At 36.0% G+C, this 17,388-nt stretch carries 17 protein-coding genes; 16 read left to right on the plus strand and 1 reads right to left on the minus strand.

Translation table 11 applies throughout. The features are described 5' to 3' along the window. The first annotated feature begins 11 nt into the window (after positions 1 to 11). From AC3WSK_RS15910 to AC3WSK_RS15960, 11 genes are all read left to right on the plus strand, one after another. Positions 12 to 1,499 (plus strand): peptide MFS transporter, encoded by a 1,488-nt coding sequence (locus AC3WSK_RS15910; protein ID WP_079562480.1) that lies wholly within the window; start codon positions 12 to 14, stop codon positions 1,497 to 1,499. Between the two features lie 215 nt (positions 1,500 to 1,714). Next, positions 1,715 to 1,888, plus strand: a complete 174-nt coding sequence (locus AC3WSK_RS15915) for a hypothetical protein (protein ID WP_492414551.1) — start codon at positions 1,715 to 1,717, stop codon at positions 1,886 to 1,888. A 262-nt stretch (positions 1,889 to 2,150) separates the two neighbouring features. Further along, a complete protein-coding gene (locus AC3WSK_RS15920; protein ID WP_079562481.1) occupies positions 2,151 to 3,296 on the plus strand; it encodes a M20 peptidase aminoacylase family protein in 1,146 nt (381 codons plus the stop codon). Beyond that, positions 3,296 to 4,120, plus strand: a complete 825-nt coding sequence (locus AC3WSK_RS15925; RefSeq protein ID WP_079562482.1) for a GNAT family N-acetyltransferase — start codon at positions 3,296 to 3,298, stop codon at positions 4,118 to 4,120. The genes AC3WSK_RS15920 and AC3WSK_RS15925 overlap by 1 nt, the downstream gene beginning before the upstream one ends. Before the next feature lie 22 nt (positions 4,121 to 4,142). Next, the gene (gene menC, locus AC3WSK_RS15930) at positions 4,143 to 5,249 is read left to right on the plus strand and encodes an o-succinylbenzoate synthase (RefSeq protein WP_492414552.1); all 1,107 of its coding nucleotides are present in this window, start codon (positions 4,143 to 4,145) and stop codon (positions 5,247 to 5,249) included. Positions 5,250 to 5,312: 63 nt separating this feature from the next. Next, the gene (locus AC3WSK_RS15935) at positions 5,313 to 6,365 is read left to right on the plus strand and encodes a YkvI family membrane protein (protein ID WP_492414553.1); all 1,053 of its coding nucleotides are present in this window, start codon (positions 5,313 to 5,315) and stop codon (positions 6,363 to 6,365) included. Between the two features lie 419 nt (positions 6,366 to 6,784). After that, positions 6,785 to 7,735 carry an ABC transporter permease gene (locus tag AC3WSK_RS15940; protein WP_079562485.1) on the plus strand — a complete coding sequence of 317 codons (951 nt, stop codon included), beginning with the start codon at positions 6,785 to 6,787 and terminating at the stop codon, positions 7,733 to 7,735. Next, on the plus strand, positions 7,728 to 8,681 hold the full coding sequence (locus AC3WSK_RS15945; RefSeq protein WP_427483448.1) for an iron chelate uptake ABC transporter family permease subunit: 954 nt from the start codon (positions 7,728 to 7,730) through the stop codon (positions 8,679 to 8,681). Before AC3WSK_RS15940 ends, AC3WSK_RS15945 begins: the two co-directional genes overlap by 8 nt. Then, complete coding sequence (locus AC3WSK_RS15950; protein ID WP_427483449.1) at positions 8,678 to 9,439, plus strand: iron ABC transporter ATP-binding protein; 762 nt, start codon at positions 8,678 to 8,680, stop codon at positions 9,437 to 9,439. Before AC3WSK_RS15945 ends, AC3WSK_RS15950 begins: the two co-directional genes overlap by 4 nt. 63 nt (positions 9,440 to 9,502) lie before the next feature. Continuing rightward, positions 9,503 to 10,513, plus strand: coding sequence for a siderophore ABC transporter substrate-binding protein (locus tag AC3WSK_RS15955; protein ID WP_427483451.1), 1,011 nt, complete (start codon positions 9,503 to 9,505; stop codon positions 10,511 to 10,513). A 1-nt stretch (position 10,514) separates the two neighbouring features. Then, on the plus strand, positions 10,515 to 10,829 hold the full coding sequence (locus AC3WSK_RS15960; RefSeq protein ID WP_079562489.1) for an antibiotic biosynthesis monooxygenase family protein: 315 nt from the start codon (positions 10,515 to 10,517) through the stop codon (positions 10,827 to 10,829). 233 nt (positions 10,830 to 11,062) lie between these two features. Here AC3WSK_RS15960 and AC3WSK_RS15965 read toward each other — a convergent pair whose 3' ends face one another. After that, positions 11,063 to 11,680 (minus strand): hypothetical protein, encoded by a 618-nt coding sequence (locus AC3WSK_RS15965; RefSeq protein WP_079562490.1) that lies wholly within the window; start codon positions 11,678 to 11,680, stop codon positions 11,063 to 11,065. A gap of 398 nt (positions 11,681 to 12,078) precedes the next feature. On the opposite strand from AC3WSK_RS15965, the gene AC3WSK_RS15970 reads away from it, so the two are divergent. From AC3WSK_RS15970 to AC3WSK_RS15990, 5 genes are all read left to right on the plus strand, one after another. Continuing rightward, complete coding sequence (locus tag AC3WSK_RS15970) at positions 12,079 to 12,981, plus strand: polyprenyl synthetase family protein (RefSeq protein WP_492414554.1); 903 nt, start codon at positions 12,079 to 12,081, stop codon at positions 12,979 to 12,981. 12 nt (positions 12,982 to 12,993) lie between these two features. Then, positions 12,994 to 13,152 carry a competence pheromone ComX gene (comX, locus tag AC3WSK_RS15975; protein WP_079562492.1) on the plus strand — a complete coding sequence of 53 codons (159 nt, stop codon included), beginning with the start codon at positions 12,994 to 12,996 and terminating at the stop codon, positions 13,150 to 13,152. A gap of 47 nt (positions 13,153 to 13,199) precedes the next feature. Then, the gene (locus AC3WSK_RS15980; RefSeq protein WP_492535068.1) at positions 13,200 to 15,446 is read left to right on the plus strand and encodes a sensor histidine kinase; all 2,247 of its coding nucleotides are present in this window, start codon (positions 13,200 to 13,202) and stop codon (positions 15,444 to 15,446) included. Beyond that, positions 15,430 to 16,044: a response regulator transcription factor gene (locus AC3WSK_RS15985; protein WP_240518319.1), complete on the plus strand. Its 615-nt coding sequence runs from the start codon at positions 15,430 to 15,432 to the stop codon at positions 16,042 to 16,044. The genes AC3WSK_RS15980 and AC3WSK_RS15985 overlap by 17 nt, the downstream gene beginning before the upstream one ends. A gap of 430 nt (positions 16,045 to 16,474) precedes the next feature. Next, positions 16,475 to 17,374 carry a hypothetical protein gene (locus AC3WSK_RS15990; RefSeq protein WP_427483456.1) on the plus strand — a complete coding sequence of 300 codons (900 nt, stop codon included), beginning with the start codon at positions 16,475 to 16,477 and terminating at the stop codon, positions 17,372 to 17,374. Positions 17,375 to 17,388 lie beyond the last annotated feature (14 nt).

The raw sequence follows: 17,388 nt of genomic DNA on the forward strand, positions 1-17,388 counted from the left end.
AGGATATTTTTATGTCTACTAAAGATGAAATTGTAAAATCCGTCCCTCAAAACGGCTTTGTCGGACACCCTAAAGGGCTCTTTACATTATTTTTTACAGAATTTTGGGAACGATTCTCATACTACGGTATGCGAGCAATTCTGATTTTCTTTATGTATTATGAATTGCATGAAGGCGGCTTAGGCCTAGATCGTGGACTAGCGAACTCAATTATGGCTATCTACGGATCATTGGTTTACATGTCAGGGATTATCGGTGGTTGGATTGCTGACCGAATACTAGGTACACGTAGGACTATTTTCTATGGTGGCGTGTTCATTATGATTGGACATTTCCTGCTAGCGTTACCTGGTGGCGCAAGCATTTTATTTGTTTCAATGTTCTTTATTGTCATTGGGACAGGCTTATTAAAACCGAACGTTTCAAGCATTGTCGGAGACATGTATGCTGATACAGATAGTCGTCGTGATGCAGGTTTTTCAATTTTCTATATGAGCATTAACATGGGATCATTCCTTGCACCATTAATTGTCGGAACAATTGGACAACAGTATAATTTCCACCTAGGCTTTGGTGTAGCAGGGATAGGGATGTTATTTGGTTTAATTATTTTTAAATTAACAGGAAAAAAATATTTAGGGTTAGCAGGGTTACAGGTAAACAACCCGTTACTGCCTGAAGAACGGAAAAAAGTCTTTACACGATTTGGGATTTTAGCGCTACTTATTATTATTGCTGGGGCAATTGGTATCAAAACTGGCGTACTAACAGTGAATGTTTTTGGTTTAATTATTACGGCGCTGGGTATTATAATTCCAACGGTGTACTTTATTTATATGTATCGCAGTGAGAAAACAACGAAGGACGAGAAGTCTCGCGTGCTCGCTTATATTCCTTTGTTTTTATCGGCTGTAATGTTTTGGGCAATCCAAGAACAAGGGGCGACTATTTTAGCAACGTATGCAGATAGTCGTACACGATTGGATATTGGTGGTTTTCATATTCCATCTTCTTGGTTCCAATCATTAAACCCTTTATTCGTCGTTACAATGGCTCCGTTATTTGCCATGTTATGGATGAAGTGGGGAGATAAGCAACCATCTACACCGCGTAAATTCGCTTATGCATTATTCTTTGCAGGATTGTCATTCTTAGTGATGATGCTTCCAGCGTATTTATCTGGTGGTACAGATTTAGTAAGTCCGTGGTGGTTAGTATTATCATTCTTTTTAGTTGTAGTTGGGGAGTTATTATTATCGCCAGTAGGGTTGTCAGTTACTACAAAATTGGCTCCAAAGGCTTTTGCTGCACAAACGATGTCACTTTGGTTTTTAACAAGCGCAGCAGCGCAAGCGATCAACGCACAACTTGTAAAAGTCTATGAAGTGGTAAGTGAATTCACATACTTCGGTTTCTTAGGCTCATTAGCAATTGTTTTCGGGATCATAATATTAGTACTTTCGCCAATTATTTCAAAAGCTATGCGAGGTATTAATTAATCAAGAGATGCAAGTACAGTTATTCAAATAACTGTACTTGCATTTTTTTGTATTAAGAAATATTACCTTTGATACTTTGCTTACCACATAACGTGAGGTTGATTTCCGTTCCGGCTGGGCGCTTTGTCGCTGCCGCTTCGCTTTCGCACAGAGCAGAGCTTCCTGGGGGCGTCCGATGAGCCGCTTCGCTTCGCTGCAGGGTCTCGGGCCAACAGATGTTTTTTGCGCGAAAGCGTAGTGCTAACGTAGCGGCAGCAGAGGGTTTTGTTTGTGCGAAAGCGCAGCGACAGCAACAGCAGGATGTTGGTCACGAAGGCGTTATCGCAGGACGTGATGGTTTTAGCCTTCGTTCCTCTATCGCTGATCCCCAAGGAGTCGCCCAACCGTAACGAAGATCAATTAATATAAGCGTATTTTTAACTAATAGTAGCCCTTGGTGGAAATCAGCATCTTCTAATTAAAAAATGGATAAAAGGCGGTTAACAACGTCCCCACTTTTTAGGATTCAATATGGAAAGCTTTCTACAATCTGAATGTGAAAAGCTGTAGCATGTAGTTAATTTGCTGGAGGCGGGACGTTTCTGTGTAGAAAAGTTTTTATTTTCATTTATAATAATCTTAATAGTATGATAATTTAAGGGGTTGGATGCTATGAAGGAAGCTTTGAATCGTTTGAGGCCAAGATTAATGGAGATTTTCACGTACTTGCACGCGAATCCAGAAATAAGCTGGCAAGAGGTAGAAACAACAAATTATATTTTCGATTTACTAACTCGTGAAGGTTTTTCACCAATACGCTTTAAAAACAGTACAGGGCTTTATGTTGATGTAGGGAATGGTCAACCTAAAGTCGGTTTACGTACGGACATGGATGCGTTATGGCAGGAAGTAGATGGTGAATTTCGTGCGAATCACTCCTGTGGCCATGATGGACATATGACGATGGCAATCGGTGCTCTCTTACTTTTGAAAGAGCTTGCTCCATCATTCAACGGTACAATTCGTGTAATTTTTCAACCAGCAGAAGAGAAAGGTACAGGTGCTTTCTCTGTTTTAAAGGAAGGAGTCATTGATGATTTAGACTTTTTATTTGGTGTCCATGTAAGACCTGTCCATGAGCTTGAAGACGGTACATATTGTGCCGCGTTGCACCATGGAGCTTCCCGATTATTAGAAGGAGAAATCATTGGAGAAGATGCCCATGCTGCTAGACCGCATCTTGGCGTGAATGCCATTGAAGTAGGAGCAACTATTATTGAAGATTTACGAACTATTCATACAGATCCGATGGTTCCTGTATCAATTAAGATGACTAAATTTCATGCAGGAGGAGAATCCGGCAATATTATTCCTGGGAGTGCAGCGTTCACCATTGATATACGAGCTCAACAAAATGATGTGATGGATGCACTTGTACAGGGAGTAAAAAGGGTTATAGATTCTTCCAAGCTGTTGCATAAAGTGCAGATTGAATTACGTACAGTGGCAAATGTAGTAGCTGCTGAAGTAGACTCAACTGCTCAATCTCTTATGGAGAAAGCAATCGTGCAAGCAACAGGGGTGTCGAATTTAAGAAGGCCAGTTCATACACCTGGAGGAGAAGATTTTCATCATTATGCTGTCCAACGCCCACATTTAAAATCTACGATGTTAGGTCTAGGCTGTGGACTAGCACCAGGACTACATCATCCAAAGATGAAATTTAAGCAGGCAAGGTTAGTAACTGGAGTTGAAATTCTTACAAGAGCGGTATTGTTAGCATTGGAGTCAGGGAATACAAAGGAGGGGTCAGCATAATGTTAGAGAGTGTGCGTATTCAAAAAGTAATGACACCTACAGAGGTTGCAGAAGTGCAAATTTTAAACGAAAGTATTTGGGGGAGTCAGGCTATTCCCTCTCATCAATTGTTAGCGGCTGTACAAAATGGTGGATTAGTACTTGGGGCGTATTTAGACGAAAAGCTGATTGGCTTTAACTACTGCTTTGTTGGCTTTGGACATGGAAAAATGTATTTACACTCACACATGATTGGTGTGGAAAAAACATATCGTGAACAAGGTGTAGGTGAATTATTAAAGCATGCCCAACAGGAATATGCAAAAGAACATGGGTTTCAGCTTGTGATTTGGCTATTTGATCCACTAGAAGCATGTATGGCTAATTTATCGTTTTTGAAGCTCAATTCCTTTAGTCTTCAGTATGAAAATGATTATTATGGTCCGCTCAGGGATGATTTTAACGATGGGCTACCTTCAGATCGAATTGTCGTAGAATGGTGGATTGAACGCGATCGAGTGGAAGATTCCTTAGATGAACTGGAAGAGGGAGCCGAAGAAGTTGTACCGTGGTCTTTAACGGTAGATGGCTTACCAGTGCTCGATATTGAAGGTGAATTTCAGCGAGAGCAATTATTTTATAAAGACGCTTATTTATTGCCCATACCTCAATATTTACAAAAGATGAAAGTGGAAAGTCCTAAGCTTGCAGAAGATTGGCGTTATAAAGTTCGTACTATTTTAACGACATTATTTGAACAAGATTATGCAATCGTTCGAATGAAAAAACACAAAGAATATGTCCATAGCTATCTATTAGTCAGACGCTCCTTATTAGCTTTATAATAAGGATAAGGAGTGAAATTTTGTGAAATTAGAACAGATTACAGTTAGACATATAAAAATGCCAATGAAATCACCGTTTACAACGAGTTTTGGCACAATTGATGAAAAGGAATTCTTACTTATAGAAGCGAAAGATCAATCAGGAACTGTAGGATGGGGAGAAGCTGTTGCCTTTGTAGCGCCTTGGTATACAGAGGAGACATTAAAAACAACATGGCATATGCTTGAAGACTTCTTGATACCTATCTTGTTACATAAAGAGGTTGGGCATCCAGATGAAGTTAGTGCTTTGTTTTCCTCTATTCGTCGTAACTGCATGGCGAAGTCCTCTATTGAAGGGGCTATATGGGATATTTATGCTCAACAAACGAAACAATCACTTGCAAAAGCATTAGGTGGACATAAGGAACAAATAGAGGTAGGCGTTAGCGTAGGTATTCAATCTTCCACCGAAGCATTAATAGAGCTGTTAAAAAGCCATGTAAATAAAGGCTATAAACGAGTAAAAATGAAAATTAAGCCTGGTCACGATGTAGAAGTTATTCGTGCTATACGAGCTGAAATGCCGGGTCTGCCATTAATGGTAGATGCTAATTCAGCCTATACATTGAACGATATGGATGTATTACAGCAACTTGATGCATTTAATTTATTAATGATTGAGCAACCTTTAGCTGTAGATGATATTGTCGATCATGCTAAGCTACAGCGAAAGATAAAAACGCCTATTTGTTTAGATGAAAGCATCACTTCCTATGAAGATGCTCGAAAAGCGATAGAGCTAGGTAGCTGTGGTGTTATCAATATTAAAATAGGACGTGTAGGCGGTTTAACAGAAGCAAGAAGAATTCATGATTTATGTAAGGAAAATAAAATTCCTGTTTGGTGTGGTGGCATGTTAGAGGCAGGAATCGGACGAGCGCATAATATTGCATTAACATCGCTCGCTAATTTTGTGCTACCAGGGGATACTGCGGGCTCAAGTCATTATTGGTATGAGGATATCATTACACCTGAAGTAATTGTAGAGGATGGTTATATTCGTGTGCCACAGTCAATTGGTATTGGATATACACCTAATATAAAGGTAATCGATAAGCTAACAATCAGCAGAAAGGTCTATCAATAATAGGTTCATCACCACACGCTTTGGTGATGATTCCGATAATAGGATAAACAGGGAGAGAACTGATTGAAAAAAAGTTTGCAAATCGGTGGTGCCTATGTAGGAATTATCGTCGGTGCGGGATTTGCATCAGGACAGGAAATCGTACTTTATTTTACGAGCTATGGCTTTCATGGGATATATGGTGCTCTTATTGCGACATTTGGATTTGCTTTAGTAGGAATGTGCATTGCACAAATTAGCTCAAGGTTACGTACGACATCGCACAAGGATTTAATTTATCAAATTTCAGGTAATACTGTAGGCTTTGTGATGGATTATTTACTGTCCCTTTTCTTATTTGGTGTAGCAGTAATCATGTTTGCTGGAGCAGGTGCTACGTTTCATCAAATGTTTGGACTGCCGGTTTGGCTAGGGAGCATTTGTATGATTGTACTGACTATAGCAACGGTTATGATGAATGTGAAGAGTATTATAAACATTATTGCTTTTGCTACACCCTATCTGCTAGCCATTGTCTCGATCATAGCTGTCTATTCAATAGCTACGATGGATTTGACCTTTGTCGAACAAGCTGTTATCGCACAACAAGCACAAGTGAGTACTAAAAGCTGGTGGACTACAGCTTTACTGTACACGTCTTTTAATATCGGTGTGTGTTTTTCTCTTTTAACTGTTATGTGTGGATCTATTCGCAATGAGAAGGTGGCGGGGATGGGAGGCATTATTGGTGGGGTTTTGCTTGGAGCTTTAATTCTTCTTATTAACCTATCCCTTCTTGCCAAAATGAATGTAATCGTTGGCATAGATATACCGATGCTAGCTTTAGCAAATGAAATTCATCCTCTAGTTGGTCTGTTGATGTCTTTTTCCTTATTAGGGATGATTTATAATACAGCGGTAGGGATGTTCTATTCATTTATGGTAAGGTTTTTAAAACCTAATAAGGTTAGTTTTAAGGTTACTGCCTTTGTTATCGGCGCATTGGGCTTTTTAGCAAGTCTCGCTGGCTTTACGACGCTTGTAGCCAAGCTTTATGCAGTGATGGGGTATGTCGGTTTTATATTAATCATTTTAATTGTTTTTGCGTGGCTCAAAGGCGTTCGACGAATAGCATAATTTCTTTCAGCGAATGTTTTATGTAGCGAAAGCAATAACAACGCACGACTGAGTGACCAACATCATGTTGTTGGTGTTGTTGCTCCCGCTGCGCTTCCGCACAAAAGACATTTGTTGGCCAAAAGCCTCCGGACGTAATTATTAATTGATTTAAAAGGTGATTGAGAAAAAATTAGTATTTTATTCTCAATTACCTTTTTATTGTGTCAAAAAAGTAGAAATATTTAACTTTGAGGAACCAAAAAAAGTAGGAATTCCGTTAAGAATGCTCGTTCTATTAAAGATTCTCAAATAAAACGAGAATAATTCTCAATGGAAGGTTGACTGAGAATGGAAACGAGCTTATAATGAGAATCGTGAGTAATGATAATCATTTTCAATGATTAATACGAGCAAAAATGAATCTACCGGGGATTACAATGAAAAAAAGATATCTTTTAACAGCAACTGTTGTGCTGTCTATAGTTTCGCTATTTATCGGAGTAGTTGATATTAAACCGAGTGATCTATTAGACTTCGAATCAGAAGAAACTAGACTATTTATTATTAGTCGTATACCGAGACTTGTAGCAATTTTGTTAGCAGGTGCAGGTATGAGTATTGCTGGTTTAATTATGCAAAGCTTAAGTAGGAATAAGTTCGTGTCACCAACGACAGCAGGTACATTAGATGCTACGAAGTTGGGGGTTCTAATTTCGATGATGTTTTTCACAAACGTCACGTATTTTCAAAAAATTTCCTTCGCTTTCCTATTTGCTTTAGCCGGCACATTATTGTTTATGCAAATATTAAATCGAATCAAGTTTAAAGATGCGATTTTTATACCACTTATTGGCTTAATGTTTGGGAATATCCTTTCTTCAATTACAACGTTCTTTGCGTATAAGGCGGATATTATCCAAAACATTTCTGCATGGTTACAAGGAGATTTCTCATTAATGATGAAAGGTCGTTATGAGCTTTTATACATAAGTGTACCCGTGCTTATATTAGCTTACATTTATGCGAACCGCTTTACAGTGGCAGGAATGGGTGAGGATTTTGCAAAAAATCTTGGTCTTTCCTATAAATTCATTGTGAATTTAGGTTTAGTGTTAGTAGCACTTATTGCAACGACGGTGGTCCTAACAGTTGGTGTGATTCCGTTCCTTGGTTTAATCATTCCAAATATAATTTCGCTGTTCAAAGGGGATAATCTTGCTAAGACATTGCCTCATACCGCACTACTAGGAATGTCTTTCTTATTATTCTGCGACATTATAGGGCGTGTACTGATTTTCCCTTATGAAATTCCGATTAGTATGACTGTCGGTGTCATCGGAAGTGCAATCTTCCTAATTATGTTGTTTAGGGGGAAAGCATATGCGTAACCGTACAAAAATGTTGATTTTACTAGGTTTGGCCGTAGCATCTATTTTACTGTATGTACTTTATGGACTTAATGGTAATTATCATTATGCACTCCCGCGCCGCCTCATTAAAGTGTTTGCTATGTCGTTAACGGGAATTGCGATTGCTTATTCAACAGTGGTCTTCCAAACGATTACACATAACCGTATTTTAACGCCAAGTGTAATGGGGCTTGATGCATTATATATGTTGGTTCAAACGTTTATCTTTTACTTCTTCGGCTCTATGTCGGTATTCGTCATTAATGCTAAATATAATTTCTTATTAGCTGTTTCAGCTATGGTTATCTTTGCGTTAATTTTTTATCGTGTATTGTTCAAGGAAGGAAAGCGCCCGATTTATTTCTTACTGCTTGTCGGTATGATTGTCGGAACATTTTTAGGAAGCGTAACTACGTTTTTCCAAGTATTAATAGACCCGAATGAATTTTTAAGCTTACAAAGTAAAATGTTTGCAAGCTTCAACAATGTCAATTCGGATTTAGTATGGCTTGCAGCTGTTGTCATCATCATTACCTTTATTTATGGCTGGCGTCATATGAACCAATTAGACGTAATGTCTCTTGGTCGGGATACAGCCATTAACCTAGGGGTACCATATGACAAGCTTGTGCAGCGTATGCTCATATTGTCTTCGGTGTTAATAGCCGTGTCTACAGCTCTTGTTGGGCCTATTACGTTTTTTGGCTTAATCGTAGCAAATTTATCGTATCAATTTTTCAAGACGTACAAGCACTCTGTGGTAATAGCAGGTTCATGTGTAATGAGTATTGTAGCTTTAGTCGGTGGACAGTGGATGGTCGAACGTATTTTTAATTTCGATACAACACTAAGCGTTATTATAAACTTCGTAGGTGGCGTATACTTCATCTACATATTATTGAAGGAAAGTAGGTCTGCAGGATGATCCAAGTAAAAGAAATCTCTAAGTTTTTTGGAAAAAAACCGGTCATTCAAGATGTCAGTGTTAACGTTGTACCAGGGAAAATTACGTCTTTTATTGGACCAAATGGTGCAGGTAAATCAACATTGCTTTCAATGGTAAGCCGTTTACTTAATGCAGATACTGGAGAAGTATTACTCGATGAATCAGATGTAAGTCGTTGGAAATCGGATGATTTTGCGAAGCGTGTATCCATTTTAAAACAGTCAAACTATATGAATGTACGCCTAACAATTCGTGAGCTTGTTTCATTTGGTCGCTTCCCTTATTCAAAAGGAAATTTAAAGCATGAGGATGAGCTAAAAGTAGATGAAGCAATTCAATATATGAATTTAGAGGATATTCAGCACAATTATTTGGATGAATTATCCGGTGGTCAACGTCAACGTGCATTTATCGCTATGGTTATTGCACAGGACACAGACTATATTTTACTTGATGAGCCACTCAATAATTTAGACATGAAGCACTCTGTGCAAATTATGAAGATTTTGCGTAAGCTCGTTGATGAGCTAGGGAAAACAGTTGTCATCGTTTTACACGATATTAACTTTGCTTCCGTCTACTCTGATCATATTGTTGCATTAAAAAATGGACGTGTTGTCAAAGACGGTCCAACAAATGACATCATCAGTCCTGATGCTCTTAAGGAAATCTACGATATGGATATTCCTGTCCAAGAACAGAATGGCTGTCGCATTTGTGTGTATTTCAACTCTTAGAAATAGTAAAGATGGGATAACCATCTATTATCTATAAATTAAATTTAAAGGAGCAATTTTACAATGAAAAATTGGAAATTACTAACTGTATTAATGGCGATGATGCTATTAGTATTAGCAGCTTGCGGTTCTAAAGACGAAGCAAAAAAAGAAGAGAAAGATTCTTCAACTGATAACAAACCTTCTGAGACGCAAAAGGAAGAAGCTACAGCTTATCCAATTACAATTCCAGGTAGTACAAGTGGCGAAGATACTTTTAAAGAGGTAACTCTTGATAAAGTGCCAGAAAAAGTTGTTGTATTTGATTATGGTTTCCTTGATACTTTAGATGTTTTAGGTGTTAAAGTTGCAGGTGTTTCACAAAAATCACTTCCAAAATACTTAAGCAAATATGCTGATAAATCATACGTAAATGTTGGTGCTTTAAAAGAGCCTGATTTTGAAGCAATCTCTGAAATGAATCCAGACGTTATTTTCATTTCTGGTCGTCAAGCAGCAGCTTACGATGAATTATCTAAAATTGCACCGACAGTATATGTTGGGACTGACTATACTAATTTCTTAGAATCATTCAAAACAAACACAGAATTAGCTGGTAAGATTTTCGGTAAAGAAAAGGAAGTCGCTGATGCAATTACTGCATATGAAGCAAAAGTAGAAGAAATTAAAGCAAAGACTGCTAAATCGGAAGATAAAGCTTTAATCGTATTAGGTGGCGAAGGTGCACTATCTGCTTATGGTACAGGTTCGCGTTTTGGTGTAATTCATGATATTTACGGTGTGAAAGCTGCTGATGAAACTATTAAAGCAGCTACACATGGTGATAATGTAAGCTTTGAATATGTACGTGACACAAACCCAGATGTTTTATTCGTAGTTGATAGCGATGCAGTTAGAAATCCAAACGGTGAATCTGGTACAAAAGCTGCAATTGAAAACGAAATCGTTGGAGCAACAAAAGCTGTGAAAAACGGAAAAGTGTTCTACTTAAATCCAGAAACTTGGTATCTTGCTAATGGCGGTTTAACTTCTGAAACTCAAAAAATTGAAGATGTTCTAAAGGCGTTTAAATAATATGTTTGTACAAATTAAACGTATTGTCGTTACGGAAGGGAATTCCGATAAAGTAGTTGAACGTTTTGGTGCTAAAAAAGATGGTCCAACATTACTTGAACAACAGCCAGGCTTTATTGATAAGCAAGTACTTTTGAAAAAAGTACGACGTGGTGATGAAGAAGTGTTAATTGTGGTTCGTTGGGAATCAGAAGAAGCATGGAAAAATTGGGAGAAAAGTCCGGAGCATATTGCTGGTCATAAAGCAAATGCTGGTAAACCGAAGCCTGATCACATCATCGAAAGCGGACAAGAAGTTTATTATGTAAAAGGTTAATATTTTAGAGGTGTCTCAAAGTCATTTGAGGCACCTTTTTTTATATGAATATGTAAGGTCTCGTAGAAAAAACAATAGGTAGGCAAAGTGACAGAGAGCGAAGGAAAGAATGGCTAACTAGACTAAAAGAAGTCGGGGTGGCGGATAAAAAAATTAAGCGATGAATAGAAGCATTGAAATGACGCATAAGGAAGAAGGGAGGCACAAATTTATAACTGTGCCATACCCATTTCTTAATGCTTAATGGACGCTTTATTCCATGCATTAAATGCTGTCGTAATATTAAAAGAAATATCAGTATCACTAATGGAGACCTCGGTAAAATGTTTGGGTGCACAATTAGCTTCCTTTACAGCAGTATTATATTTCCCTAAAGAGGACATTTCTATTTCTGAATTATAGCGATAAACAGGCAAGCCGACAGTAGCATTTCTAATAGAAGTGCTAGAGCAATTGCCTCTAGCATTTATAATATAAAAGCTTGGTAACGTATAGATTATAGGTGTATGTATGTTTAATCCAGAGGTAAATGGACTTACTAAAGGCGGTATAGACTGATTTTCTTCAGATACTCTTTTAATTCCATATTGTTCAATAAAAGCGTCTAGCTTTTGCTGAAAAGTATCCTCAAATCCAGGAATATTGCAAATAAAATTTGAAAATGTAGATTTGCTTTTATACTCTGCTAATGTTTCTTTATAAGCTTGTTGCTCGGCATCAACAATTATTTGCTCTATACATTGCTGTTCTTTCGAAGGTTTTTTAATCGTGATTTCCTCTTCGGTCACTGAAATTGTACAGGAGAAATTAGCTGTAAGTATTAAAACATTTTCATTTACGTCATTTTTCATTTCAATCACTCCCTGTGTTTCGAGTATTTCCTGTTAATAGATTTAAATGATTCCTAGCTGTTCATCATGATGGAGTTGCCTAGCCTTCTCTTCAGTACATGGCAAATGGTCTCAATTCTCTTTCTGATATTTGGAAATAAACTATTTAACTTGATTAAATCGAACAGATGCAAATGATCTTAAAATCTTACCCTATTTAAGCGTATCATCGATAAGGACGCCATTTCAATGGTGGGTTTACGCCAAAAAATGGCGGTCAATAATATAATACCGCCACTTTTTGGCGGTATTTCTGTCATGATTTTATGTAAAATATTCCCTTATGGGTTTAATATCTAGTATTATTTCCCATTAATCTGTATACTATTTAATAACATACTTGTGGGGGGAGAGGACTATTGCAGGAGCTTGACGGAAAAATTAATGAAGCGTTGGATATTCTAATTGAAAACGAGTTATTGATAGGTCATGAACTACGGTCGATGCTAAAGATTTTTAAGGAAGAAAAAAAGGCAGTTGGCTATTCATTTGGTAAGCTATGTTATTGGCATTACGAAGCATTTGCAGATTGTTTGAACGAGGACATCTATAAAGTTGCCGCAGCTATTGAACTTTTAATTTTATCGTTTGATATCATCGATGACTTGCAGGACAAGGATTCAGACTACAGTTGGACTAAAACACCTGAATTATCATTAAATGTTGCGTTAGCTATGCTAGTGATGGCTTCTAAAACAATACGTGAGACTTCCTTTGAACACAAAAGTGCAGCTATTCAAATACTTGATGATTATGCATTACGAAGTATAAATGGTCAGCAACTAGATTTACTTAATACTTGTAGGAATGAGCAATCATATTTACAAATGATTGAACAAAAGTCAGGTTCTTTAACAGCAATGGGTTGCTTAATTGGTGAAGTACTTGCAAAAGGTGAGACATCTTCTGATGTTAAAGAGTATGGGAAATACATAGGTATTATCCAACAAATTAAAAACGATATTCAAAGTTTAAAAACTTGGGGATCTAAAAATGATTTGCTTAATAAAAGATACTCATTGCCTATTATTTATCTTTTATCACAGAAAAATGATGTTTCAAAGTCTGTGATAAGCTATTATAATGACGATATAGATGTATTTTTAGATAATAATGCTATGGAAAACGAGTTGACAAATGGTGGTGCGATACGTTATGCAATTACTATTAAAAATGTTTACAAGTTTAAAGCATTAGATAATCTTGAAAACATGGCAATAAACGATTTAGGTAAAGACTACTTAAAAAAACTATTGAAATGAGGAGTTATATGCATGATAAATGTAATTCAATATCTAGAAAATAACCCAGAACTAGTTTCTCTATTAAAAGCACAAAAAGTCTCATTAATTGGAGTTTCGCCTATAGAGCAAAAAGCAATTTTAGATGCGTTTAATAGTGAAGTAGAGTTGGAAAGTGGATCGTGGAAATAAAATCGTTGAGTAGCAAGTTAGTTTGGCCTGCTATAATGCTCTATTTAATGATTGGTTCTTATCTGATATATGTGGGTTATAGCGGGCCATTATTAGAAATTGAGATAGAAAAAGAGAATGGCGAGTGGGGAGTAACGCAACCTTATTACAAAGACTGGACGGGATGGAGAAATATTTCACCATCTGATGTTATTTTAAGAGTAGATGATGTGCCTATGGATCATCTACATCAATTGAAATATAAATCTATGATAGTAACTGCTGATAAAATAACCATAATGAAGCCCAATGGAGAAATAAAAGATATACATATTAACCATTCAGATATCCCTCACCAATTTTACTATTTATTACTATTTCCGTTTTGTTATTATTTACTAACTCTATTCATTACCATATATATATATTTCAATCAAAAAAGTATAAAGCTTACTAACTTACTTATTTTTTTTATGTTAACTGTTTCATTGGCTTATGTAAGCAGCGGAGTATCTAGTAGAGTGAATGGAATTGGGATAATAGTAAATCGTAGTAGTATGGTATTGTGTTTAGCTATATTATTACATTTTTTAAGAGATTATTATTCATTTGTAAAAATAAATTGGCTGTTTACAAACAATATCAAATACTTTTATGTATTCCCTGTAATCGCTTTTTCACTGGGCTGCATTTGCACTTTCTATCCTGCTTATTACATTTTACTTTCTGACGTAGTGTTAGTCCTTTTCTTCATTCTCCTTATTATTATTCTTAGTATTTTATTACTAAGCTATTTCAAATACAAATCACCTCAGTTGAAAGTATTGTTAAGTAGTATAATGATACCGTTTTTGCCATTCCTTTTTTTATATGCACTCCCTAGCATTTTTTTTGATACGTATATTCTTTCAGGTGAAGTCAGCTCTTTATTTTTATTACTTATTCCATTTAGCTTTATCTTTACACAGGTAGCAGAACGATTATTTGATATTGAATACCATATTACAAGACTTCGTTATTATGGAATCTTTGCATTAATATTTACTTTATGGTTTATAGTTGGTTTGTATTGCATTGCAGGAAAATATTTAACTATACCCGTAATATCAGGTGTTTCTCTCTTTACTTTTACATCGTTAGTTGTCCTTTTTTACATAAAAGAGAAGGTAGATTATCGAAAACGAAAAATTTTATTTTCGACAAAAGGGGATTATATACATCAGCTATACACGGCTGTCGATAGGATTGGTAAAACGATTAAAATAGATGAGCTTCTAAAGAAGTTTGCACAAGAGGTTTCATTACATCTTGAGTTAGAGAATGTATTTGTATTAACTTATAACTATGACACAAGTCAATTTACTTCAACGGTTGAGGGAAGGCTTTCAATTAATCCAGCGCTAATAGAGGATTTGAAATTAGGAGGAATACGGAGAATCGACAAAGTCTACTTAGCCTTCCTCCATCAAGATGCTCATTATAAAAGAGCCTTAGTATTGGAACATAAAAATTCGATTCATTTAAAAGATGAAGAGCTTCTATGGCTTGAATTGCTTTTATTATATGTAAATAATTTTATTGAAAATACAAAGATGGTAGAAGAGCTGTTAGAGGAACTAAGGCATATGAGGCAAGCAGATGATAGTCAATTACCTTGGTTAAGCAAATTATTATGGTTAAGATTTGAAGAGGAAAAATATCAATTAGCTCAAGAATTACATGATACCAATTTGCAAGAGCAGCTCCATATTGCCCGAGAGGTTGATGTCCTAGTCAATGCGAAAGATACAACTGATATCCAGCAAAAACTTGATAAAATTCATCAGCAGATGATTACATCTTTACATGATTTAAGAGCTTATTGCGAAAATTTAAAACCTCCATTATTAGATACATTAGGGCTAAACGCTGCGTTAGAAAAGTTAATTCGTAAAGTAATAGAAAGAGCTAGTTTTGAATTAATTTATACGATAGATCGCCTTTATTTAGAGGATGAGCGTATGAATTTAATGATTTATCGACTATTTCAAGAATTACTCAACAATGCTTTAAAACATTCCTATGCAACAACAGTTGAAATACGTTTACAGGAAATGGACGATGGTTTTGAAATCATCTATAAGGATGATGGGTTAGGCTGTAATGTTGATGATATTACTGTCGGAGAGTCAATGGGAATTCAAGGTATGCAAGAGCGTGTAAAGGCCTTTAACGGACAGTTTTACATCGATTCACAGGTTAATGAAGGAATGTTTATTAGAATTACAGTAAAAGAAGGAAGTGATACACTTGATTACGATGCTTATAGTGGATGATCACCCTATTGTGTTAGAGGGAACGAAAAATTTATTTCAAGAAAACGAAGATATTATAGTTGATACAGAAAGCGATGCGACTCATGTCATACAGAGAATTAAAAACAAACCGTATGATATCTACTTAATTGATATAAATATGCCATTAGAGAATGGCATACATTTAGCACGTAACATTAAAGCTATCCAGTCAAATGCTTCAATTATCCTTTATACTGGTGATGATATTACTGATTATTATCCACTTATTTTAGAGCGGAAAATAGAAGGGATTTTAGCTAAAACAGCGTCTAAGGAGCAAATTTTACGAACTGTTCGAGCCATTGCAAATGGTGAAATTGTGTTACCTCAAAATTTCTTGGATTTTCTCGATAATAAATTTAAATTGCAGGATGCAAAACTTGATATACACTTAAATGAAAAAGAAAAGAAAATTTTAAGATTGATTGCAGAAGGACATACGAATAAAGCGATTGCCATAGAATTAAATATCCCTCAGCGAACAACTGAAAGATATTTAACGCAGCTATTTTCTTTATTGAATGTAGATTCACGGACAGACGCTGTGAATCTTGCAGAAAGAATGAATTTACTATAGATTGTCTGTATGTTATAATCATTCCTTCTGGTAGATTTTTCAATAAAAAGGGAGAGTTTAGGTGGTATTAAAATACCGTAATTTAACTTAGTTAATTATACCTAAACTATAAGTCTGATTATCTATATTTTTTATGCAACACCGCCAAATTTTGGCGGTGTTTTTGTATGTCCGCCAAATCACGCCAAAAATAGGGGCAAAGACCGCCAAAAAATTGGCGTAAATCCAACGTTGAAATATCGGTCTAAGTACTGGTACGCTTAAGTTAATCGTGGTTAAGTAGATTTGTTATAGTAAGTAATACGATAATATAAGATTTCGATAAAAGCCTAGTTATCTAAGAATAAAGTAGAGATTGTAGATTTTTTAAAAGTTACTAGCCAGTCAACATACTTCACCATAAAACTTTATATAAAGGTAGGCGTGTATTTTGAAAGTAGAACTTGAAAATTTATTTTCTATAGATGAATCTAGTCAAGATCAAGTCATTAAAGTTTATAATCGCTATGGTATTTTCGTCGGTGCGCCTGAAATAAGAAAGAGAAATTTAAAGGCATCATTTAATCCTATTTTTACATTAAATGATGATGTAACATACGAACATGTCGCGGCACTATATAAATCATTGGAACATGAATTAGGAATTGTTTCTATTGGGGAACGCTTTTACTTTGACTTTTCAGATAGCGAATATGAGCAAGCTTCACTGTTTACCTTAAATTCGGCAGGTAACTCCCCTGATATGTTTATAGATGATAAAGGAACTTTATTTTCTATAAGCACCCATTGCCAGCATTGTGGACTTATGGAAAAAGAACAACTTTCACCATTAGTGATAGATACAACGGAAATGAAAGATCGTCATCTAGTTCATGTGAGCGGATATTGGGTAGCTTCACAGGAATTAGCGACATTAATGAAACAAGAAGATATTAAAGGTTTTGAACTTTTAGAGGTTATCCATCAAGGACCGAAAGAAGGGAAGCGGAAAGCTTTTCAAATTATACCGACACAAGTATTGCCTGAATCTAGCACTGAAAGAGTTAAATTGTATTTTGCAACAGAGCAGCCACCATGTCGTTGCGGATTAAGTGGGGTAATCAATGGTCCTGATATTTATCATCGCGAAGACTTAACCAATATAAAAAACGATATATTCCTCTCGGCTGAATGGAGCCATGACGGAAGATATTTATACCGAAAAACTTTGTTCAGTAGAAAGTTTAGAGAACTAATTATTAAAAATAATATATCCCGTGAGGTAAGAGGAGAGAAGGATAAAAACTTTGGACCGAAGGATTGGTTATTCGATCCAGTGTTATTAAAATAATTCAAATCGAAAAT

It is taken from the genome of Lysinibacillus sp. EB271-A1-10B (genome assembly GCF_058791335.1).